Origin of the sequence: Streptomyces sp. NBC_00287, from assembly GCF_036173105.1 — a bacterium.
Classification (GTDB): Bacteria; Actinomycetota; Actinomycetes; order Streptomycetales; family Streptomycetaceae; genus Streptomyces.
Window position 1 is genome coordinate 1,429,974 of the sequence record NZ_CP108053.1, and the last position, 20,990, is coordinate 1,450,963.

Sequence of the window (20,990 nt, forward strand, 5' to 3'; positions counted from 1 at the left end):
GGGCCCAGGTGCGGACGTTTCCGCTGGATAGGGTGCCGCCATGAGCAGCAGGCCCACGCCGTTCGACGAGCTCGACCGGAAGATCATCATCGCCCTGATGGCGAACGCCAGGACCAGTTTCGCCGAGATCGGCGCGGCCGTCGGACTGTCCTCCACGGCGGTCAAGCGGCGCGTGGACCGGCTCCGGGAGGCCGGGGTGATCACCGGGTTCACGGCCACGGTGAAGCCCTCGGCGCTGGGCTGGCGCACGGAGGCGTACGTCGAGGTGTACTGCGAGGGCGCGGCCCCGCCGCGGCGTATCGCGGAGGTGGTCCGCAACCATCCGGAGATCACCGCGGCGATGACGGTGACGGGCGCCGCGGACGCGCTGCTGCACGTCAGGGCGCGCGATGTGGAGCACTTCGAGGAGGTGCTGGAGCGGATCCGCGTGGAGCCATTCATCCGGAAGACGATCAGCGTGATGGTGCTGTCCCATCTCCTCCCGGAAAGCCCGGAGGCGGGCGCGAGCCACGCCGCCCCGGACGGCGCAGCAGACCTGCGCTGAGCAGCGGAACAACGCAGCATTCCTGCGTGAACACGCAGCCCTTGTTCCTTGTCGGGCGTCCCGGTCACTTCCTACCTTGGTGTCAACCCAGTCAACACCGCAGGAAGCGGAGGAACCCCTCTGTGCCCGAAAGCCGTGTGCCGCGCCTTCGGCGCTTTCTCGTCTGCGAACCCAGACATTTCGCCGTGCAGTACGCGATCAACCCCTGGATGCGTCCCGACACCCGGGTCGACGTCGATCTGGCCCAGGAGCAGTGGCAGTCACTGATCCGCGCCTACCGCTCCCACGGCCACACCGTCGACACGGTGGAGCCGGTTCCGGGCCTGCCCGACATGGTCTTCGCCGCCAACTGCGCGGTCGTCGTGGACGGCCGTGTCTTCGGCTCCCTCTTCCACGCGTCCGAGCGCCGTCCCGAGTCCACCCACTACGAGACCTGGTTCAAGTCATCCGGATTCGATGTCTACCGCCCGGAGTCGGTGTGCGAGGGCGAGGGCGACCTGGTCCCCACGGGCCGGTATGTGCTGGCCGGTACCGGCTTCCGCACCACCCGCGAGGCCCATCGCGAGGTGCAGGAGTTCTTCGGCGTCCCGGTGATCAGCCTGACGCTGGTGGATCCGTACTTCTACCACCTCGACACCGCGCTGTTCGTGCTGGACGACGACAACATCGCCTACTACCCGGAGGCCTTCTCGCCGGGCAGCCGCGAGGTGCTGCGGCGCCTGTACCCGGACGCGGTGCCGGCGACCCGTGAGGACGCGATGGCCTTCGGCCTGAACTCCGTCTCCGACGGACGGCACGTCTTCATCGCGCCGGACGCGACCGCCCTTGCCGACCAGCTGGCCCAGCGAGGCTACGTCCCCGTCCCCGTCGACCTGTCCGAGCTGCGCAAGGCCGGCGGCGGCATCAAGTGCTGCACCCAGGAGATCCGCTCATGACCGCACCCGCCCGCACCCGTTCGTCCGCCGAGCTGATCCGCGCGGAGGAGCCCGTCCTCGCGCACAACTACCACCCGCTGCCCGTGGTCGTCGCGCGCGCCGAGGGCGCCTGGGTGGAGGACGTCGAGGGCCGCCGCTACCTCGACATGCTGGCCGGTTACTCGGCGCTCAACTTCGGCCACCGCCACCCCGGTCTGATCGAGGCGGCCCACCGTCAGCTGGACCGGCTCACGCTCACCTCGCGCGCCTTCCACAACGACAAGCTCGCCGAGTTCGCCGAGCGCCTGGCCGCGCTCACCGGCCTGGACATGGTGCTGCCCATGAACACCGGCGCCGAAGCGGTCGAGAGCGCCGTCAAGGTGGCCCGCAAGTGGGCGTACGAGGTCAAGGGCGTCCCCGCCGACCAAGCCACCATCGTGGTCGCGGCGGACAACTTCCACGGCCGTACGACGACGATCGTCAGCTTCTCCACCGACGAGACCGCCCGCAGCGGCTTCGGTCCCTTCACTCCGGGCTTCCGGATCGTGCCGTACAACGACCTGGCCGCGCTGGAGGAGGCCGTCGACGACACCACGGCGGCGGTGCTCATCGAGCCCATCCAGGGCGAGGCGGGCGTGCTCATCCCGGACGACGGCTATCTCGCCGGGGTGCGGGAGCTGACCCGCCGCAAGGGCTGTCTGTTCATCGCCGACGAGATCCAGTCGGGCCTCGGCCGCACCGGCCGTACCCTCGCCGTCGAGCACGAGTCGGTCGTCCCCGACATGCTGCTCCTCGGCAAGGCGCTGGGCGGCGGCATCGTCCCGGTGTCCGCGGTGGTGGCCCGGCGGGATGTGCTCGGGGTACTGCGGCCCGGCGAGCACGGCTCGACCTTCGGCGGCAATCCGCTCGCCGCGGCTGTCGGCACGGCGGTGGTGGAGCTGCTGGAGACGGGCGAGTTCCAGCGCCGGGCGGCCGAGCTGGGCGCCGGACTGCGGGACGGGCTGACGGAGCTGGTCGGCAAGGGCGTCGTCGGCTTCCGGGCGCGCGGCCTATGGGCGGGCGTGGACATCGATCCGGCCGTGGGCAGCGGGCGGGAGATCGGTGAGCGGCTGATGCGGGAGGGTGTGCTGGTCAAGGACACCCACGGTTCCACCATCCGGCTCGCACCACCGCTGACGATCACCGCCGAGGAGCTGACGGCGGCGCTGGCCTCACTGGAGAAAGTGCTGGCCTGACGCGCGGTGGCCGTCCGTCGTCTCCACTGCGAGGGTGAACACTGGGGTCTGAGGTGGTAGACCACTGACGTGGACCGCTCTCAGCGACCCCAGCAACGGAGAGGTCGGCCGTGGGCACACAAGAGGAGCACGCCGCGGAGCGGCATCGGTTCGATGTGGCCGATGCCGCGCCCGTGCTGCTCGACGCCCAGGGACTGGTCACCTGCTGGACCAGCGGCGCCCAGCGGCTGCTGGCGTACGGGGCGGCGGACGTGGTCGGCAGGCCGGTCGCCGTCCTGCTGTCGGCCGAGGACGCGGCGCGCCTCCCCGAACTGGCCGAACGCTGTCGCCGGGACGGCGGCTGGGCGGGGCTGCTGACCGCACGGCGCGCCGATGGCGCCGAGGTGCGGGTGATGGTGCGGGTCGTGGCGGCGCCCGAGCCGGACGGTCCGGCGCGCTGGCTGGCGCTGCTGTCGGAAATGGAGCAGGCGCCCGGCTGGGACATGAGCCGGACGGTGCTGGAGCAGATGGTGGCCCGCTCGCCCGTCGGCATAGCGATCGTGGACACCGACCTCAGGTTCGTCTGGTCCAACGCCGCGCTGGAGCAGTTCGGCGGCGGACCGGCATACCAGCGCCTGGGGCGGCGGCTCGCGGACATACAGCCCGGGCTGGACGCGGCGGGCGTCGAGACGCAGATGCGGCGCGTGCTGGAGACCGGCGAGCCGGTGGTCGGGTACGAGCATCTGGGCCGGGTGCGCTCTGCTCCGCACCGGGAGACGGCGCACATGATGTCGTTCACCCGGCTCGACGACGACCGGGGCCGGGCGATGGGCGTGTACTACACGGTCGTCGACGTCAGCGAGCGGCACCGGGCCCGCCAGCGGCTCGCCCTGCTGGACCGGGCGGGCCGGCACATCGGCCGCACCCTGGACGTGGTGCACACCGCGCAGGAGCTGGCCGATGTGGCCGTGCCGGGCTTCGCCGACCTGGTCTGGGTGGACCTGCTGGAGTCGGTGCTCAGCGGCGGGGAGCCCCCGGCCGGACCGCTGAGCGACCGCGAGCCGGTGGAGCTGCGCCGGGCGGGCCACCGCTCGGTGAACGAGGACGAGGCCGTCGGCATCGGATCGGTCGCCACCTACCTGGCCGGATCGCCGCCGATCCGCTGTCTGACCACCGGCAGTTCCTGGCGCGCGGAACAGCTCGATCCGCTCGCCCGGGAGTGGGCGACGGACGTGCTGGGCCGGGAGGCCACCTTCCGGGAGCTGGGGCTGCACAGCGTGATGATCGTGCCGGTCCGCGCGCGGGGCGTCACCCTGGGCATCACCACGTTCTTGCGGCGGGGCCGCAAGGAGCCCTTCGACGAGGACGATCTGCGGCTCGCCGAGGACCTGGTGTCGCGGGCCGCGGTCTGCGTGGACAACGCCCGCCGCTACACCCGCGAGCGCGACGCGGCCCTGGTCCTCCAGCGCAGTCTGCTCCCGCACCGGCTGAGCGACCAGGACGCCGTGGAGGTCGCCGCCTGCTACCGGCCCGCCGACGAGCTGACCGGCCTCGGCGGCGACTGGTACGACGTGGTGCCGCTGTCCGGGGCGCGGGTCGCCCTGGTGGTGGGCGAGGTGCCCGGGCACGGTATCGGCGCGGCGGCGGCCATGGGACGGCTGCGTACGGCCGTACGGACGCTCGCCGCGCTGGATCTGCGGCCCGAGGAGGTGCTGGCCCATCTCGACGACCTGGTCGGGCGGTCGACGCGGGAGGACGGCGTGGCACCCGACACGGAGGGTGCCGACAGCATGCGGGCGGTGGGGTCCGGGTGTGTGTACGCGGTGTACGACCCGGTCGACGGGCAGTGCACCATCGCCGCCGCGGGCCACCCTTCCCCGGCCGTGGTGCTGCCCCACGGCGAGGTCACCTTCACCGATCTGCCGCAGGGCCCGCCGCTCGGTGTCGGGGGTCCGCCGTTCGAGTCGGTCGAGATGGTGCTGGCCGAGGGCAGCGTCCTCGCCCTGTACACGGACGGTCTGCTGGCCCGCGGGGATTCCTGGACCGTCGACGTGGACCCGGACCGGCTGCGGCCGGCGCTGGAACGTCCAGCGGCCTCGCTCGCGCTGCACTCGCGGGCCGTGGTCGACGCGCTGGTCCCGGTGCGGCCGCACGACGACGTGGTGCTGCTGATGGCCCGCACCCGGCTGCTCGGCGACGACCAGGTCGCGGACTGGGACCTGCCCAGCGACCCGGCCGTGGTCGCTGATGCCCGCAAGAGCGCCACCCGCCAACTGACCGAGTGGGGCCTGGAACCGCTGGCCTTCACCACCGAGCTGGTCGTCAGCGAGCTGGTCACCAACGCCATCCGGCATGCCACCGGGCCGATCCGGTTGCGGCTGATCAGGGAGCGCTCACTGATCTGCGAGGTCCTGGACGGCGGCGCCTCGGCACCGCATCTGCGTCATCCCCGCGCCACCGACGAGGGCGGCCGCGGGCTGCTGCTGGTGTCCCAGTTCGCCCAGCGGTGGGGCACCCGGTTCGCCTCCGAGGGCAAGATCATCTGGGCTGAGCAGTCACTCACGGAGCCGGGGGAGTGAGCATCGGTATATCTGTCACATCACATGCCAAACTGGTGTGATCCCGGTGGTGAGGCGGGAGCCATGAACGACACGGCGATGGACTACGCGGCGGTCTTCCAGGCCCTGCCCGGCATGGTGGCGCTGCTGACGCCCGAGCTGGTCTATGCGGACGTCAACGAGGACTTCCTGCGCGCGGCAGGCCGCAAGCGCGAGCAGGTGGTCGGCCGCCACATCTTCGACGTCTTCCCGGAGAACCCCGACAATCCGTCGGCCCAGGGCATGCGCAATGTGGAGACCTCGATGCGCCGGGTGCTGGCCACCGGCGAGCGCGACACCATGGCCCTGCAGCGGTACGACGTCGAATACCCCGACCGCCCGGGAGAGTGGGAGGAGCGCTACTGGAGCCCGGTCAACGCCCCGGTCTTCGGACCCGACGGACACGTCGTGCTGCTGGTGCACCGGGTCGAGGAGGTCACGGAACTGATCCGGGCCCGCGGCGGCCCGACCGGGAGCCGCGCCCGGGTCATGGAGGCCGAGCTGTACACCCGCGCGCGGGAACTCCAGGAACTCAACGAACAGCTCCGCCAGGCCCACGCCCGCGAACGGGAGGTGGCGCTGGCCCTCCAGGAGGCGATGCTCCCCGCCCGCCACCAGGTCCGCCACCAGGCAGCCGCCGTGCGCTACCGGCCCGCGGTGGGCGCGCTGAACGTGTGCGGGGACTGGTACGACATGGTCGAACTGGTGGGCGGCAACCGCATCGGGGTGTCCGTCGGCGACGTGGTCGGGCACGGCCTGGCCGCCGCCGGTGTCATGGGCCAGCTGCGCAGCGCGCTCAGCGCCGCCTCGCGGGTCGCCGAGGGGCCGGCCCAGGCGCTCGACGTCCTCGGCCGGTACGCCCATGTCGTGGACGGGGCCGAATCGGCCACCGCGGTCACCACATTCGTCGACTTCGACCACCGGACCATCGCCTACAGCAGCGCGGGCCACCCACCGCCCGTACTGCTGCACGCCGACGGCCGCGTGGAGTTCCTCGACCGGGCCACCGACCCGCCGCTGGACGCCCGCCCCGATCCGGTCCCCAGACCCCAGGCGGAGACGCGGTTCACCGAGGGCGCCACGCTCGTGCTGTACACCGACGGACTCGTCGAGCGCAGACGGGAGGACATCTACGCCGGTCTCACCCGGCTCGCCGACTCCCTGGTCACCCACTGCCACGACGACCCCGAGATCCTTGCGGACGCGGTCCTGCTGGACCTGCTGCCACCGGGCGGCGCCACCGACGACACGGCACTGGTGGTCGTACGGCTGTGAGGGCGCTGTCAAGGTCACCGGAAAGGTCTGAGCCACTCGCCCCGGGCACGGTTCCGGCCTCGACCGCCTCCCCCTACACTGGCACCCCCACAACACGCCGGTTGACCTGCCGGAACATGGCAGTTGAGCCGATCCGCCGGAGTAGAGGAGCGACTCCTTGTTCTACTACCTGCTCAAGTACGTGTTGCTGGGCCCCCTTTTGAGACTGGTCTTCCGTCCCCGCACCGAAGGTCTGGAGAACGTTCCGTCGTCCGGAGCGGCCATCGTCGCGGGCAACCATCTCTCCTTCTCGGACCACTTCCTGATGCCCGCGATCCTCAAGCGCCGCATCACCTTCCTGGCCAAGGCCGAGTACTTCACCGGCCCCGGCCTCAAGGGCCGCCTCACGGCGTTCTTCTTCCGCAGCGCCGGCCAGATCCCGGTCGACCGCTCCGGCAAGGAGGCCGGCCAGGCCGCGATCCGCGAGGGCCTCGGGGTGCTGAGCAAGGACGAGTTGCTGGGCATCTACCCGGAGGGCACCCGCTCCCACGACGGCCGTCTGTACAAGGGCAAGGTCGGGGTCGCGGTGATGGCGCTCAAGGCCGGGGTGCCGGTGATCCCCTGCGCGATGATCGGCACCTTCGAGGCCCAGCCGCCCGGCAAGGTCATCCCCAACATCCACCCCGTGGTCATCCGCTTCGGCAAGCCCCTGGACTTCTCCCGCTACGCCGGAATGGAGAACGAGAAGGCGATCCTGCGCGCCATCACCGACGAGATCATGTACGCCATCCTGACCCTCTCCGAGCAGGAGTACGTCGACGAGTACGCGGCCGTCGCCAAGGCGAAGCAGGCCGCGGCGGGCGAGCACAAGTCCCGCAGGTTCCCGAAGATCCCGCTGGGCTGATTCAGGGAGCGACAGCCGTGAGCGCCTGGTCCAGCACCTGACGCAGCACGCGGGCGTCCGGCGCGACGGCGGTCACGAGCGCGGCCGGCCCGGGCAGGGGAACCAGTACGGCGTTCTCGGCGAGGCACCGAGCGATCACCGGCTCGTCCGCGAACTCGGGCCGTACGACGACGAGTTGCCCGACCGCGCGATGCCCCGCCAGCCCGGCGGGCCCGTCCCAGCCGCCCGGTGCCCCGGGTCCACAGGCCAGTTCCTGATCGAGGACCGTCCGCCCGGCGATCCGGACAGTGAGCCGACTGGTGAGCCGACCCGGCTCCTCCCCCACCCGCCCGAGCACCTGCTCCTCGCGCAGGACGAGCCGGGCGGTCGCACCGAGGTCGACATGTGTGGTGACATACAGATCGCTGCCACCGGCGGAGATCAACTGCTCGGGCAGCCAGCGCAGTTCGCCGCCGTCGGCCACGGTGAGCCGTACGTCGTAGCGAGCGTCGCCCTTGGCCTGTCCCGGCAGGGCGATGGTCGCGGCGGCGGACCCGACATGCAGCCGGGCCCCCTCCGCCACATCGGCCTCGACGGCGAACCGATCACCGCCGAGCGGCCCGCTCATCGCCCCGACGAGCATGGCCCGAGCCTCGCTGCCGCTCCCCCGGGTCCGCCGCAGTGCGAGGGGCCCGTCCCCCTCCAGCACGGGCAACGCCGTGCCGCCCCTGCCGTCGCCGCGAGCACCGATCCGTGCCGTGGCGGCGACTCCGGTCACGATCACGCCGACCACGCGGCGAGCTGCGCACGCACCCACTCGGCGACGTCCCGCACCCCGTCCTCGGAACGCAACGACTGAAAGACAACCGGCAGTTCGGCACGTTGCGCCTTGGCATCGGCCGCCATGCGGGCGAGATCGGAGCCGACATAGGGGGCGAGGTCGGTCTTGTTGACGACGAGCAGATCGGCGGTGGTGACCCCGGGCCCGCCCTTACGCGGAATGTCATCGCCGCCGGCGACATCGATCACAAAGATCTGCGCGTCCACGAGCCCCTTGGAGAAGGTGGCGGTGAGATTGTCCCCACCGGACTCCACGAGGATCAGCTGCAACGGCCCGACCTCGTCCTCGAGATCCTCGACGGCTTCGAGGTTGGCGGAGATGTCGTCCCGAATGGCGGTGTGCGGACAGGCACCGGTCTCGACGGCGGTGATCCGCTCGGGCGGCAACACGGCCTCACGCAGCAGAAACTCGGCGTCCTCCCGCGTGTAAATGTCATTGGTAACGACCGCGAGGGACAACTCGTCGCGCAGGGCCCGACAGAGCGCCGCAACGGTAGCGGTCTTCCCAGACCCCACGGGCCCACCGAGCCCGATCCGAAGAGCACGCCGGGAGCCGTCGGGGCGACGGGCGTCGGCGCTGAGGGCGGGGGTGGCGTGGGTGTGAGAGTGGTCAAGATGCATGGAAACGGCTCCGTTTGCTTACGTTCTTCAGCCCGTCCGGGGGTTGCGTTTTTTCAGCCCGTCCGGCGTTTGAGGACGAGGCCCCTTCAGGGCCGAACGGGGGTCTGGGGGCGGAGCCCCCAGGGGTCGGGATTGGGAAGGGGCGTCGGGGGCGAAAAACTCATGACGCGAACAGCCGCACCGCCCACCCGGCATGCACCTCCGCCCCGATCTCCAACAGGGGCGAGGACCCAGCGGGCAGCGCATCAACCCCCTCGTCGACAACCCGCCGCGCCGCCTCCACCGCCAGATCCACCACAAGGTCCATCTCCGGCGCCAACCGAGCCAACACCGCCGTAGCCTCGAACGGATCCAGGCTCAACAACCGCACGGTCGCAGACGCAGGCCCACTGACGCTCTCGTACACCGCGCAGTACGCCGCATCCACCGGCCCCAGCCCAGCCGCCCGAGCCACCACCCCCAACACCACCGGCTGATGCGCCCCCTTGGGAAACGCAAGAGCCAGAGCGTCAAGCTCACCGGACGGCCAGACAGCCCGAGCGGCCCGCATCAGCTGCCGCCCCAACTTCCGCGCGGCACCCCGCAATGCAGGGGACGGAGTCCGGGCATCAGCAGCCGAGTCCAGCGAAACCGGGTCGACCCCCAGCGCGGCAGCCGCAGCAAGCGCCGCGGCCACTCGCCCCGCCGTATGCAACCGCCCTCGACAGAAGTCCTCCAGACTCGCGGCCCCGGTGACCCGACCCGCCTTGACGGCAACCTCGGCCCCACCGGAGTGCGCATGCCCCCCGGCGGGAAATCGCCCGTCGGCCAGTACAAGAAGCGCTGCCCTGGACATCAGAAGAGGAAGTACCGCTGGGCCATGGGCAGTTCGGCGGCGGGGCTCGCCTCGACGAGCTCCCCGTCGATGTGCACGGCGAAGCTGTCGGGGTCGACCCGCACCTCGGGCCGCGCGTCGTTCTCCCGCATGTCGGCTTTGGTGACACCCCGTGTGGACTCGATGCCCACGAACCTCTTCCCGAGCTGAAGCCGCTCGGGCAGTCCGTCCTCGATCGCCAACGGCGCCACGAAGTTGACCGAGTTGGCGGCAGGCGCCCGCCCGATCGCGCCGTACATCGGCCGCGGAAGGATCGGCTGCGGCGTGGGGATCGACGCGTTCGCGTCGCCCATCTGCGCGTACGCGATCTGCCCGCCCTTGATGACGAGGTGCGGCTTTACGCCGAAGAACGCGGGCTCCCACAGCACCAGGTCGGCGAGCTTGCCGGTCTCCACGGACCCGACCTGGCCCGCGATCCCCTGGGCGAGGGCGGGGTTGATCGTGTACTTGGCGATGTACCGCCGCGCCCGCAGATTGTCCGCGAGCCCGTCCCCCGGCAGGGCCCCGCGCCGCCTCTTCATCACATGCGCGGTCTGCCAGGTCCGCATGATGACCTCGCCGACCCGGCCCATGGCCTGCGCGTCGGAGGAGATGATCGAGATGGCGCCCACGTCGTGCAGTATGTCCTCGGCGCCGATCGTGGAGGGCCGGATCCGGGACTCGGCGAAGGCGAGATCCTCGGGCACGGCCGGATTCAGGTGGTGGCAGACCATCAGCATGTCGAGGTGTTCCTCGGCGGTGTTGACGGTGTAGGGCCGCGTCGGGTTGGTGGAGCTGGGCAGCACATGCGGTTCGGAGACCACGGTCATGATGTCGGGCGCGTGCCCGCCGCCCGCACCTTCGGTGTGGTACGCGTGAATGCCGCGCCCGCCGATGGCCGCGAGGGTGTCACCGACGAACCCGGCCTCGTTCAACGTGTCGGTGTGAATGGCGACTTGGATGCCGGTGCGATCGGCGACGGTCAGCGAGGCATCGATGACGGCGGGCGTGGACCCCCAGTCCTCGTGCAGCTTCAGCCCCATCGCGCCCCCGCGGATCTGCGACAGCATCGCCTCGTGCGAGACGGTGTTGCCCTTGCCGAGGAAGCCGATGTTGAGGGGGTAGGCCTCCATCGCCTCCAGCATCCGCGCCAGATGCCACGGCCCCGGCGTCACGGTGGTCGCCTTGGAGCCCTCGGCGGGCCCGGTGCCGCCGCCGATCAGCGTGGTGACACCTGCGGACAGCGCTTCGTCGGCGATCTGCGGGCAGATGAAGTGGACGTGCGCGTCGATGGCACCGGCCGTGAGGATCCGCCCGTTGCCCGCGATGATCTCGGTCTCGGGGCCGATGACGAGATCGGGGTGGACCCCGTCCATCGTGTCGGGGTTGCCCGCCTTGCCGATACCGGTGATCCGCCCGTCGCGGATGCCGATGTCGGCCTTGACGATCCCCCAGTGGTCGATCACGACCGCACCGGTGATGACCGTGTCCGGGGTGCCTTCTGCGCGCGTAGCACGCGACTGTCCCATGGATTCGCGGATGACCTTGCCGCCGCCGAACACGGCCTCGTCACCGGCGAGTCCGGGGCCGCCGGAGCGGTCCTCCTCGATCTCGACCAGCAGATCGGTGTCGGCGAGCCGGATCCGGTCGCCGGTCGTCGGGCCGAACAGGTCGGCGTACGCGGCACGCGAGATCTCAGGCATCGAGGGCACCTCCGGTCTCCCCGCGCAGTCCGGGCACGACACGCGCGCCGGCCAGCGGGACGAGTTCGACGTCGACGGGGATCCCGGGCTCGAAGCGCACGGCGGTGCCGGCGGCGATATTGAGCCGCTTGCCCCGGGCGGCGGCGCGGTCGAAGTCCAGACCGGGGTTCGCCTCGGCGAAGTGGTAGTGGGAGCCGACCTGGACGGGCCGGTCGGCGGCGTTGAGGACGGTCAGCCGGGTGACCTCACGGCCCTCGTTGAACACGACGGGCTCGTCCGCGAAAAGGATCTCTCCGGGAATCATCGACATACCCCTCAGACGATCGGCTCGTGGACGGTGACGAGCTTGGTGCCGTCGGGGAAGGTCGCCTCGACCTGGACGTCGTGGATCATCTCCGGGATGCCGTCCATGACGTCGTCCCGGGTGAGCAGCTTGCGCCCGGAGGCCATGAGCTCGGCGACCGTACGGCCGTCGCGCGCGCCTTCGAGGATGTGCGAGGTGATGAGCGCGATGGCCTCGGGGTGGTTGAGCTTCAGCCCACGGGCCCGGCGCTTCTCGGCGACATCGGCCGCCACATGGATCAGCAGCCTCTCTTGCTCGTGCGGGGTCAGTTGCACGTCCCACCTCACAGTCCTCGCTCCGGACCGTGCGGGGCCCGGGTGCCGCAGCCACGGGCAAAGTCCCTGGTGGCGTGGAGGGAGGCTAGTTGGACCGAGTTTCAAGCAAGTTAACCGAGCTGTGATCCGGTCACGCCTGCGACTGCGGCCCCGCCATGCTCATCACGGCGCGCAGACCGTTCTGGAGGACCTCGACCGGGACCGGCCCGAACAGGGACTGCTGGGCGATGAAGCCCTGCACGGTGGCGACCATGGTGCGGGCGACATGTTCGGCGGGGATGTCGGCCCGCATCATCCCGGCGTCCTGGTAGGCCTGGGCCACCCGGATCCAGGCCGTGGTCACCACGCCGTAGACCTCGTCCATGACCAACGCGAGTTCCGCATTGCGCACGGTCTCCGCCCACACCTGCATGATCAGCCGCGGGAAGGCCGGCTCGTCGTCGACGGTCAGGCTGTCCCAGATGCCGAGCGCGCGGGTGAGCACCTCGCCGACCAGCACGTCCGGTGTCGGGGGCGGGCTCTGCCGGGTGACCTCCTCGAACGCCGCGCGGATCTCGGCGAGGACGCCCTTGACGATCGCGGCGATCAGCTCGTCCTTGCCGCTGAAGTAGCGGTAAACCGCTCCGGCCGAGAGGTCGACCTCCTTCAGCACGTCCTGCATGGAGGTGGCATGGAAGCCGTTGCGGGCGAAGCAGCGGGCGGCGCCTTCCAGGATCTGGCGGCGGCGGGCGTCGAGGTGTTCCTGGGATACGCGGGCCATGGTGAGGAATGTAAAACGAACGTTCCTTCTTGACAAGGGCGCGGGGCGAGCGGGACGGTGGTGTCACACCTAAAACGAATGATCGTTCTCTTTAAATCCCACACACGCAAAGCGCCACCGCACACGCAAGGGGAAGTCATGTCCACCCGCCGCCGACTGATAGCGGTCGTCGTCCTCGTCCCGCTCCTCGCGGCCCTCGCCCTGTGGGCCTTCGCCTGGCCCGCCGCCCGCAGCGCACCCCGCGACCTGCCGCTCGGCGTGGCAGGGCCGGCCACCGCCACGGCTCAGCTGGAGGAACGACTCGGCCGGCACGAGGGAGCGTTCGAGATCCACCGCTACGCCGACGAGGCCGCCGCCCGCGACGCCGTCGAGGACCGGTCCGTATACGGCGCGATCGTCGTCACCCCCGAGGGCACCGAGCTGCTCACCGCCTCCGCGGCGAGCCCCGTCGTGGCCCAGTTGCTCCAGGAACAGATGGGGCGGCAGGCCGACGCGACCGTCGACGTGGTGCCCGCGTCCGAGCACGATCCGCGGGGCGCGGCCCTGACCGCGAGCGTGCTGCCGCTCGCCCTGGCCGGTATCGCGGCCGGTGCGGTGGTGACCCTCCTCGGGCTGCGCGGCGCCCGGGCGGCGGCGGCCCTGGTCGGTTCCGCCGCGCTGGTGGGCGTTGCCGCCACCGCCGTGGCGCACAGCTGGCTGGAGGTCATCGGCGGCAACTGGTGGGCGAACGCAGGGGTGTTCGGGCTGGCGACGCTTGCGGTGAGCGCTGCCGTCGCCGGTATGGCGGCCCTGCTCGGGCCCGCCGGGATCGGGATCACCTCGGGCCTGGTCATGCTGTTCGGCAACCCCTTCTCCGGGGCGGCCTCGGCGCCGGAGATGCTGCCCGAGCCGGTCGGCGCGATCGGGCAGTGGCTGCCGCCGGGCGCGGGCGCCAGTGCGCTGCGCTCGACGGCCTTCTTCGACGGTGCCGCGGCGACCGGCCCCGCCCTGACCCTCACCTGGTGGGCGGCGCTGGGCCTGGGCGCCGTCATGCTCGGCGCCCTGCTGAAGCAGCGGAAGGCGAGTGAACCAGCACCCGAGCGGGAACTCGCCGAGGTCTCCTAGGAAGCGCCCGGCCCCCTGTGCTCGGCGGCGATTCCGAAGCGCCGGCGTTCGCGGGGGGCCGAAGCGACCTCACGGACGCTGGAAACCGCGCTGATCACCTGCTCCTCCGGAACATCGGCGGGATCCGCGAGCTGTTCGAGCCGTTCGAGGTCAGCGGCGGACACAAGGGCGACGAGGGGCTTGCCGTGGCGTGTCACGACGACGCGCTCACCGCCGTAGACCACCCGGTTGATCAGGTCGGCGAGCTCAGCCCTGGCTTGCGTCACCGGAATCTCGTAGGCCATGGACCCATCATAACGTCATGTACGTCCTGTACATTTTTTACAGAGACAGCTGGGAGACAGCCCGGAGAGACAGCTCTGCCGCGAGGAGGGGGTCCCCATGACCCGACCGTCCACACCGTCCGCCCGCCATGTCCTGCCCGAGTTCACCGAACGCACCAGCTCCGGAACCCGGACGCTGGATCCGTACTCCAAGCTCCTGGAGGAGCGGATCGTCTTTCTCGGGACGCAGGTGGACGACACCGCGGCCAACGACGTGATGGCGCAGTTCATGTACCTGGAGCACCAGTCCCCCGACCGGGACATCTCGCTGTACGTCAACTCCCCCGGCGGCCCGTTCAGCGCCATGTCCGCGATCTACGACACGATGCGGTACGTCACCTGTGACGTGGAGACGATCCTGCTCGGCCAGGCCGGACCGACCGCCGCCGTGCTGGTGGCCGCGGGCACGCCGGGCAAGCGGTTCGCCCTGCCGGGTGCACGCGTGGTGCTCAGCCAGCCCTCGCTGCCCGAGCCGATCGAGGGCCAGGCCAGCGATCTGGCCATCCAGGCCGAGGAGTTGACGCGCATTCGGGCCCGCCTGGAGGAGATGCTCGTACGGCACACCGGGCGCGACCCCGAGCAAGTGCGCGCGGACATCGAGCGGGACAAGGTGCTCGACGCCCGGGCGGCCATGGAGTACGGCCTGGTGGACGCCCTCATCCCGAGCCGCAAGGCCATGAGGTGACCCGCGGATGCTGCCACCGGAGCTGCCGCCCCTGCCCGCCCTGACGCGCGCCGAGGGCGAGTTGATCGACCGTTACCTCGATGTGGTCGATCTGCTCGGGCGGATCAACCCCGCGCACCACGGCGACACCTACCGCGGGCTGCGCGCCGCCCAGGCGTTGGTCACCAAGGCGGCCGAACTGCGGGACGCACTGGCGCTCATGCACCAGCGGGGCGAGACCGAGGTGCACGCCCCCACGCTGGCGCGTGCGCTGCGTGTGCTGGACGGCGAACGCCGCACGGCTCGTGTCACGGTGCCGCCGCGCTCGGACAGTTGACGCACGTGGGCCCGGTCCGGACATCTCGCGGTGGCGACGAGGCGTCCGGGCCGGAGTTGAAACGGACCAAACGAGGTACCCCCTTTCGGCGTAGCCGTGTCTCCTTTTGCCGGCCCGTCAGGGTTGCGCAACGCGCGTAGCCTCAGAACCGAAACAGACGTTCCGATGCTGGTCCGGGCATCCCCCGGCGCCTCGACGCTAGTTCGAACGGAGCAGCGTCCACCCGAACGGGTGAGTGGTGAGTAACGCCACAAATCCCCGGTTCCGTTGGGATTTTCGGACATCCGTGAGCCAAGATCCCTGTCTGACGACAAGCCCCCGCCACAGCGGCGGGGCGGTCCGGGCGGACGCCGAGTCCTGCCGCCGCCCGGATGACCGGTCGACAGGAGTGGATCGGCAGGAGTGGAGGACCCGAGCACGACGGGTCGCCGGCACGGAAGTCCGTGCCGAGCAGCCCTTGGGGTGAAGCCGCGTCAGCGGCCGGGCAACTTCGCCAGCCCGAATCCGACAGGTCATCCTTCACAGGCGGCTGACGAAGGGTTGCGCATGACTGCGCTCAATCGTGTCCCGTCGCTGATGGCCCGGGCCGGTACGGCCTCGGCTCTCACCATCGCCGCCGTGGGCGGCTCGATCGTGGCCCCTGGCCTCTCCGCCGAAGCGGAGGCGGCCACACCGGCGACGAAGGCACTCCAGGTCGCGGCCTCCAAGCAGGGCTCCCCGTACAAGTGGGGGGCTGTCGGACCGCACCGCTTCGACTGCTCCGGGCTCACGCTGTACTCGTACAAGAAGGCGGGCAAGAAGCTGCCTCGTACGGCGGCCCAGCAGTACAACAAGTCGCGCCACATCTCCGCCAAGAGCCGCAAGGCGGGCGACCTCGTGTTCTTCCACTCGGGGTCGAACGTCTACCACGTCGGCATCTACGCCGGGAAGGGGAAGATCTGGCACGCCCCGAAGTCCGGGGACGTGGTGAGGCTGCAGAAGATCTGGACCAAGAGCGTCTGGTACGGCCGGGTGAGCTGACCGGCTGCCCCGACGGGCGGCGGCGTCCCTGACACGCCGCCGCCCTGACGGGTGCTCAGGCCGCCGCCTCGAGCAGCAGCAGCGCGCCCAGGGCCGTCAGCGCGGTGCCGGTGACGGTCTCGACGAGCCGGGCGGCGCGCGGTCGGCGCAGCCGGCGGCCGAGCCGGTCCACGAGCAGTGCCACGGCCGGGAACCACAGCAGGGCGAGCACCACCACGATCAGCGCCAGGAGCAGCGTGCGCGGCAGCGCGGGTGCGCCGGCGGGCACGAACTGCGGCAGCAGACTGAGGAAGGTGATCGGCGCCTTGGGATTGAGGGCGTTGGTGACGAACCCCTGCCGCAGCGGACGCGCGGCCGTCGCCGCCTCCTCGACAGCGGCCGTCCGCGGTCGGCGCAGGGCCAGCAGAGTCCGTATACCCAGGTACAACACATAGGCGCCACCCAGCAGTTGGAGCGTCCGGAACAGTGCAGGCACCGCGGCCAGGACCGCGGCGACCCCCGCGACCGCCAGCGCCGTGTGCAGCAGCAGCCCGCCCGCGACGCCCAGGGCGCAGGCGATCCCGGCCCGGCGCGAGACGAGGGCGTTGCGTACGACGACGGTGAAGTCGGCCCCGGGCATGGCGACCATGCCGGCGGCGACCCCGGTGAAGGCGAGGAGCTGTCCATCCATGGCAGCCAGCCTGCCGCGACTGAGCCTTCAGCAGGTATTTCGAATATCCTGGGTCTCCCTTAAGCAATGCTTTAGGCAGGTGCCAGGACCATGTACGACCCCACCCGGCTCGCGGCGCTCGTCGCGGTCGCCGAGGCCGGTTCGATCACCCGGGCCGCCGAGCGGCTCGGCTACACCGCTCCCGCACTCTCCCAGCAGCTGGCGAAGCTGGAGCGGGAGGCGGGCACACCCCTGCTCGTCCGGCACCATCGCGGCGCCCGGCTCACCGGCGCGGGCGAGCTGCTGGTGACGCGGGCCCGCCGGGTGCTGGACGAACTGGACCGCGCCCGGCATGAACTGGCCCGCCTCACCGGTCTGTCCGGGGGCACGCTCCGGCTCGGCACCTTCCAGACCGCGGGCGTCCATCTGCTGCCGCCGGTGCTCAGCGCGTTCCGCCGGGCCCACCCGGATGTGGAGCTGACCGTCGCCAACCACGAACCGCCCGCCGGGGTCGCCGCGGTGGCCGCCGGGGAGATCGATCTGGCGCTGACGCACACCTACGAGCCGGCGGAAGCGGTGGCGGTGCCGGCCTCCGTCACGCTGGAGCCGGTGCTGGTGGAGGAGCTGGTCCTGGTGACCGCCCCCGGGCATGCCCTGGCCGAGGGGACCTCGCGGCTCCCGCTGAGCGAGCTCGCCGGGCAGCCACTGATCAGCATGGCGCCGGATCATCCGGCCCGGCAGGGGGTGGAGGCGGTACTGGCCCGGGCCGGGGCCACGCCGTCGGTGCTGGTGGAGACCCCGGTGTACGCGCTGGTGTGCGCGCTGGTCAGTGCGGGGCTCGGGGTCGGTGTCGTACCGGAGATGGTGGCGCGGACGGCGGTCACGCCGGTGGGGATGCGGGCGCTGGAAGGGGGCGAGTTGCGCCGTACGATCTCGGTCGCCCGGCGGTCGGAGGGGGCGGCGCCTGCTGTGGACGCCTTCAGGGCGTTGCTGCGGGGGGCGTTTGCCAAGGCTCCTGCTGGACCACGGTGGTGACCGGGCGGGCCGGTACGGTCCAGGGCAGTTCGATGGAGACCGTCTTGCCGCCCTCGCGGGTGGGCCTGACTCTGAGTCTGCCGCCGCACTCGGCGGTCAACCAGCGGATGATCACCAGGCCCCTGCCGTTGTCCTGCTGGACGGCGGCGGGCAGGCGTTTGGGGAACCGCGGGTGGCTGTCGGTGACCCCGATGCGCAGTTGTTCGTCATGGTGGAGCTCGATGTCCACCGTGAAGGTGGGTGACTGGCCGAGGGTGTGCTGTACGGCGTTGGTGGCGAGTTCGGAGACGATGAGCCGGATGGTGTCGGCCTCGTCCGTCTCCGCGGGCAGCCCCCATTCCACGAGGGTGCTGACCACATAGCCCCGGGCCGCGGAGACCGAGGCGGGATCGCTCGGCAGAGTGACGGATGCTTCCAGATGGTCTGCCATGGCGACGTCGTCCCTTTCCCACGGGACCGCAGTCCGACACGGAGCGGATGGTTCGAGTACGGTCCCGGACTGGTGCTTCGTCGCCAGACTGCCATTACCGCGCCGGTCACGGTGGCGATCCACCAAGATATGCATATATCTGTCGCTCAAAGCGGTGAACTCTGCTACGCGAGACCGTATTTGGGCGGCCCGGTTGGAGTAAGGAGTAGCGCATGCAGCACGGTCCCGCAGTACGCCGCCGAAAGCTGGGCGCCGAACTGCGTGCGTTGCGCACCGGTGCGGGGCTCACCAGTGGTGAGGCGGCGCGTCTGGTGGGCTGGCACCAGTCGAAGGTGAGCCGGATCGAAACCGGCGCCAGCGGGGTGAAACCGGCCGATGTGCGGTTACTGCTCGACGCCTACGGCATCGCCGACTCCCAACTACGGGAGTTGCTGCTGGTGTTGGCGGGGTCCGACGTCGGTGCCGGCCGGCACCACTGGTGGCACGCGTATCGCGGGGTGCTGCCGCCGACCTACCGGGACTTCATCAGCCTGGAGTCCCAGGCGAGCGCGATGAGCACGCTGGAGACCTCCGTGGTGCCGGGGCTGTTGCAGACGCCCGAGTACGCGCGGGCGGTGACCCGGGCCGCGGTGGGCGGCCTGGACGAGACGGACGAACGCCTTGATGCGCTGGTCGAGGTGCGCCTGGCCCGCCAGGACGTGCTGCGCGGCGAACCGCCGCTGGAGCTGAGCGCCGTGCTGGACGAGGCGGTGCTGCGGCGCAGGATCGGTGGTCCGGGGGTGATGGCCCGACAGCTGTGGCGGCTGGTGGAGGCGGGGCGGTTGCCGCAAGTGCGGTTGCAGGTCCTGCCGTTCACGGCCGGGGCGCACGTCGGCATCACCGGACCTTTCGTTATCTTCTCATTTTCGCGCACTTCTGATCTGGATGTGGTTGTTCTCGACCACTTGACGAGTAGCCTCTACCTCGAACGGAAAGAAGACCTCCAGGCGTACACGGAGGCCTTCGCCACCCTTCAGTTCCACGCCCTTTCGCCCGAGGAATCGTTGGACTACATCGCCGGGATAGCTGACGGCGCGTAAGGAGGCACCATGTCTGCACTGCCTCGGAACGTACCTTCCAGTACCGAACTGCATGACGTGCGCTGGCTGCGCAGCAGCTACAGCACGGGCGCGAACAACTGCGTGGAGACCGCTCGGCCGCTGACCGGTCCCTGGGCCGGACTGCTCGCCGTACGCGACTCCAAGGCCCCGGCCGGGCCCGCGCTGCTCTTCTCCCCCGAGAGCTGGGCGGACTTCACGGCCGCGATCCAATCCTGACCGTTCTGATCAAGTTCCGATCAACTTCCGTTCAGTATCGATCAGTTCGCCAGCCGCGCCGGCAGGGCCGTGTCACGCCGACTCATGGTCGTGTCTCGCCGATGACCCGTACAGCGCGTTCGATCTGCCCGTCCGTGAGGTCCGCGCGGGCGGTCAGCCGCAGCCGTGAGATGCCGTCGGGCACGGAAGGAGGACGGAAACAGCCCACGGCGAGGCCCGCCGCCCGGCAGTCCGCCGCCCAGCGCACGGCCCCCTCCGGGGAGGGCGCGCGCACGGAGACGACCGCCGCGTCCGGACGCACCGCCTGATGGCCCGCGGCCGTCAGGCGGGCGTGCAGTTCGCCTGCCACCGCACGCGCCCGGGCCGCCCGCTCCGGTTCCCGGCGCAACAGCCGCAGGGCCGAGAGGGCGGCACCGGTCGCGGCGGGCGCCAGACCGGTGTCGAAGATGAACGTCCGTGCGGCGTTGACCAGATGGTCGATCACCCGGGCCGGACCGAGCACGGCACCGCCCTGGCTGCCCAGTGACTTGGACAGCGTCACCGTGACCACCACGTCGTCGGCGCCCGCGAGCCCCGCCGCGTGCGGGGCGCCCCGGCCGCCGTCGCCGAGAACACCCAGGCCGTGCGCGTCGTCGACGACGACTCCCGCGCCGTACTCCCGGCAGGCCGCCGCCAGCTCGGCCAGCGGGGCGGCGTCGCCGTCCACCGAGAAGACGGTGTCGGAGACCGCGACGGCCGGTCCGTCATGCGTCTGGAGCGCCTTGCGCACGGCCTCCGGCTCGGCGTGCGCGACCACCTGGGTCGTACCGCGGGCCAGCCGGCAGCCGTCGATCAGCGAGGCATGGTTGCCCGCGTCGGAGACGATCAGTGAGCCGTGCGGCCCCAGCGCGGTGACCGCGGCGAGGTTGGCGGCGTAGCCGGAGGAGAAGACCAGCGCCGCCTCGAAGCCGCAGAAGTCCGCCAGCTCCCGCTCCAGCTCGCCGTGCAGCTCCGTCGTACCGGTGACGAGCCGGGAGCCCGTCGCGCCGCCGCCCCAGGTCCGCGCCGCCCGGGCCGCGCCCTCGGTGACCTCCGGATGGTGGGCCAGGCCCAGATAGTCATTGCTGGCCAGATCCAGCAGCGGCGAGTCGGCGGGGCGAGGGCGCAGCGTCCGTACGAGTCCGGCGCGGCGGCGCAGCTCCGCCTGCTCGTCGATCCAGCCGAACGCCATGGGTCCTCCGGGGATTTTGTAGGCAGCGCACAGACACTAGCGGGACGACCAGGCACCCAGGGTGTGGCAATACCCACACGTCGAAGCGCCCGAGTTGTACG

At 71.0% G+C, this 20,990-nt stretch carries 24 protein-coding genes and 1 riboswitch; of the genes, 13 read left to right on the plus strand and 11 right to left on the minus strand.

From position 1 onward, the window contains the following. Nucleotides 1–40 precede the first annotated feature (40 nt). The 6 genes from OHT76_RS06405 to OHT76_RS06430 all read left to right on the plus strand — a co-directional run bounded on the left by OHT76_RS06405 (nt 41) and on the right by OHT76_RS06430 (nt 7,427). Complete coding sequence (locus OHT76_RS06405) at nt 41–544, plus strand: Lrp/AsnC family transcriptional regulator (protein WP_328869771.1); 504 nt, start codon at nt 41–43, stop codon at nt 542–544. A gap of 122 nt (nt 545–666) precedes the next feature. Further along, nucleotides 667–1,479 carry a dimethylargininase gene (gene ddaH / locus OHT76_RS06410; RefSeq protein WP_328869772.1) on the plus strand — a complete coding sequence of 271 codons (813 nt, stop codon included), beginning with the start codon at nt 667–669 and terminating at the stop codon, nt 1,477–1,479. Beyond that, nucleotides 1,476–2,693, plus strand: a complete 1,218-nt coding sequence (gene rocD / locus OHT76_RS06415) for an ornithine--oxo-acid transaminase (protein ID WP_328869773.1) — start codon at nt 1,476–1,478, stop codon at nt 2,691–2,693. The genes ddaH and rocD overlap by 4 nt, the downstream gene beginning before the upstream one ends. 110 nt (nt 2,694–2,803) lie before the next feature. After that, nucleotides 2,804–5,251, plus strand: coding sequence for a SpoIIE family protein phosphatase (locus OHT76_RS06420; RefSeq protein WP_328869774.1), 2,448 nt, complete (start codon nt 2,804–2,806; stop codon nt 5,249–5,251). Nucleotides 5,252–5,314: 63 nt separating this feature from the next. Further along, the gene (locus tag OHT76_RS06425) at nt 5,315–6,544 is read left to right on the plus strand and encodes a PP2C family protein-serine/threonine phosphatase (protein WP_328869775.1); all 1,230 of its coding nucleotides are present in this window, start codon (nt 5,315–5,317) and stop codon (nt 6,542–6,544) included. 157 nt (nt 6,545–6,701) lie between these two features. Then, nucleotides 6,702–7,427, plus strand: a complete 726-nt coding sequence (locus tag OHT76_RS06430) for a lysophospholipid acyltransferase family protein (protein WP_328869776.1) — start codon at nt 6,702–6,704, stop codon at nt 7,425–7,427. A gap of 1 nt (nt 7,428) precedes the next feature. Here OHT76_RS06430 and OHT76_RS06435 read toward each other — a convergent pair whose 3' ends face one another. The 7 genes from OHT76_RS06435 to OHT76_RS06465 all read right to left on the minus strand — a co-directional run bounded on the left by OHT76_RS06435 (nt 7,429) and on the right by OHT76_RS06465 (nt 12,801). Then, complete coding sequence (locus OHT76_RS06435) at nt 7,429–8,190, minus strand: urease accessory protein UreD (RefSeq protein ID WP_328869777.1); 762 nt, start codon at nt 8,188–8,190, stop codon at nt 7,429–7,431. After that, a complete protein-coding gene (gene ureG / locus OHT76_RS06440) occupies nt 8,187–8,867 on the minus strand; it encodes an urease accessory protein UreG (RefSeq protein WP_328869778.1) in 681 nt (226 codons plus the stop codon). Before ureG ends, OHT76_RS06435 begins: the two co-directional genes overlap by 4 nt. Nucleotides 8,868–9,027: 160 nt before the next feature. Next, a complete protein-coding gene (locus tag OHT76_RS06445) occupies nt 9,028–9,702 on the minus strand; it encodes an urease accessory protein UreF (RefSeq protein WP_328869779.1) in 675 nt (224 codons plus the stop codon). After that, the gene (locus OHT76_RS06450) at nt 9,702–11,423 is read right to left on the minus strand and encodes an urease subunit alpha (protein ID WP_328869780.1); all 1,722 of its coding nucleotides are present in this window, start codon (nt 11,421–11,423) and stop codon (nt 9,702–9,704) included. The genes OHT76_RS06445 and OHT76_RS06450 overlap by 1 nt, the downstream gene beginning before the upstream one ends. After that, nucleotides 11,416–11,727, minus strand: a complete 312-nt coding sequence (locus tag OHT76_RS06455; protein WP_328869781.1) for an urease subunit beta — start codon at nt 11,725–11,727, stop codon at nt 11,416–11,418. Before OHT76_RS06455 ends, OHT76_RS06450 begins: the two co-directional genes overlap by 8 nt. Nucleotides 11,728–11,738: 11 nt before the next feature. Continuing rightward, complete coding sequence (locus tag OHT76_RS06460; RefSeq protein WP_328869782.1) at nt 11,739–12,041, minus strand: urease subunit gamma; 303 nt, start codon at nt 12,039–12,041, stop codon at nt 11,739–11,741. Nucleotides 12,042–12,171: 130 nt separating this feature from the next. Next, nucleotides 12,172–12,801 (minus strand): TetR/AcrR family transcriptional regulator, encoded by a 630-nt coding sequence (locus OHT76_RS06465; RefSeq protein ID WP_328869783.1) that lies wholly within the window; start codon nt 12,799–12,801, stop codon nt 12,172–12,174. Nucleotides 12,802–12,939: 138 nt separating this feature from the next. Between OHT76_RS06465 and OHT76_RS06470 the strand changes: the two genes are divergently transcribed. Then, nucleotides 12,940–13,905 (plus strand): ABC transporter permease, encoded by a 966-nt coding sequence (locus OHT76_RS06470; protein WP_328869784.1) that lies wholly within the window; start codon nt 12,940–12,942, stop codon nt 13,903–13,905. On the opposite strand, the gene OHT76_RS06475 is transcribed toward OHT76_RS06470, so the two are convergent. After that, the gene (locus OHT76_RS06475; RefSeq protein WP_328869785.1) at nt 13,902–14,189 is read right to left on the minus strand and encodes a type II toxin-antitoxin system Phd/YefM family antitoxin; all 288 of its coding nucleotides are present in this window, start codon (nt 14,187–14,189) and stop codon (nt 13,902–13,904) included. The genes OHT76_RS06470 and OHT76_RS06475 overlap by 4 nt on opposite strands. Before the next feature lie 97 nt (nt 14,190–14,286). Here OHT76_RS06475 and OHT76_RS06480 point away from each other — a divergent pair, with 97 nt between their 5' ends. From OHT76_RS06480 to OHT76_RS06490, 3 genes are all read left to right on the plus strand, one after another. Next, nucleotides 14,287–14,913: an ATP-dependent Clp protease proteolytic subunit gene (locus tag OHT76_RS06480; protein ID WP_328869786.1), complete on the plus strand. Its 627-nt coding sequence runs from the start codon at nt 14,287–14,289 to the stop codon at nt 14,911–14,913. Nucleotides 14,914–14,920: 7 nt separating this feature from the next. Beyond that, nucleotides 14,921–15,229 carry a hypothetical protein gene (locus OHT76_RS06485; RefSeq protein ID WP_328869787.1) on the plus strand — a complete coding sequence of 103 codons (309 nt, stop codon included), beginning with the start codon at nt 14,921–14,923 and terminating at the stop codon, nt 15,227–15,229. A gap of 416 nt (nt 15,230–15,645) precedes the next feature. Next, nucleotides 15,646–15,772, plus strand: a riboswitch (cyclic di-AMP (ydaO/yuaA leader). 3 nt (nt 15,773–15,775) lie between these two features. Beyond that, nucleotides 15,776–16,249 (plus strand): C40 family peptidase, encoded by a 474-nt coding sequence (locus OHT76_RS06490; protein WP_328869788.1) that lies wholly within the window; start codon nt 15,776–15,778, stop codon nt 16,247–16,249. A gap of 55 nt (nt 16,250–16,304) precedes the next feature. Here the strand turns inward: OHT76_RS06490 and OHT76_RS06495 are convergent, their stop codons facing one another. Continuing rightward, entirely contained in the window at nt 16,305–16,919 is a 615-nt protein-coding gene (locus OHT76_RS06495; RefSeq protein ID WP_328869789.1) for a LysE family translocator, read from the minus strand. 90 nt (nt 16,920–17,009) lie between these two features. Here OHT76_RS06495 and OHT76_RS06500 point away from each other — a divergent pair, with 90 nt between their 5' ends. After that, the gene (locus OHT76_RS06500) at nt 17,010–17,933 is read left to right on the plus strand and encodes a LysR family transcriptional regulator (protein ID WP_328869790.1); all 924 of its coding nucleotides are present in this window, start codon (nt 17,010–17,012) and stop codon (nt 17,931–17,933) included. Here OHT76_RS06500 and OHT76_RS06505 read toward each other — a convergent pair. Beyond that, a complete protein-coding gene (locus OHT76_RS06505) occupies nt 17,878–18,363 on the minus strand; it encodes an ATP-binding protein (protein ID WP_328869791.1) in 486 nt (161 codons plus the stop codon). The two genes, OHT76_RS06500 and OHT76_RS06505, sit on opposite strands and share 56 nt — an antisense overlap. A 212-nt stretch (nt 18,364–18,575) precedes the next feature. On the opposite strand from OHT76_RS06505, the gene OHT76_RS06510 reads away from it, so the two are divergent. Beyond that, nucleotides 18,576–19,442, plus strand: a complete 867-nt coding sequence (locus OHT76_RS06510; protein ID WP_328869792.1) for a helix-turn-helix domain-containing protein — start codon at nt 18,576–18,578, stop codon at nt 19,440–19,442. A gap of 9 nt (nt 19,443–19,451) precedes the next feature. After that, nucleotides 19,452–19,679, plus strand: a complete 228-nt coding sequence (locus OHT76_RS06515; protein WP_328869793.1) for a DUF397 domain-containing protein — start codon at nt 19,452–19,454, stop codon at nt 19,677–19,679. 82 nt (nt 19,680–19,761) lie between these two features. On the opposite strand, the gene OHT76_RS06520 is transcribed toward OHT76_RS06515, so the two are convergent. Continuing rightward, nucleotides 19,762–20,889 carry an 8-amino-7-oxononanoate synthase gene (locus OHT76_RS06520; RefSeq protein ID WP_328869794.1) on the minus strand — a complete coding sequence of 376 codons (1,128 nt, stop codon included), beginning with the start codon at nt 20,887–20,889 and terminating at the stop codon, nt 19,762–19,764. Nucleotides 20,890–20,990: the final 101 nt, after the last annotated feature.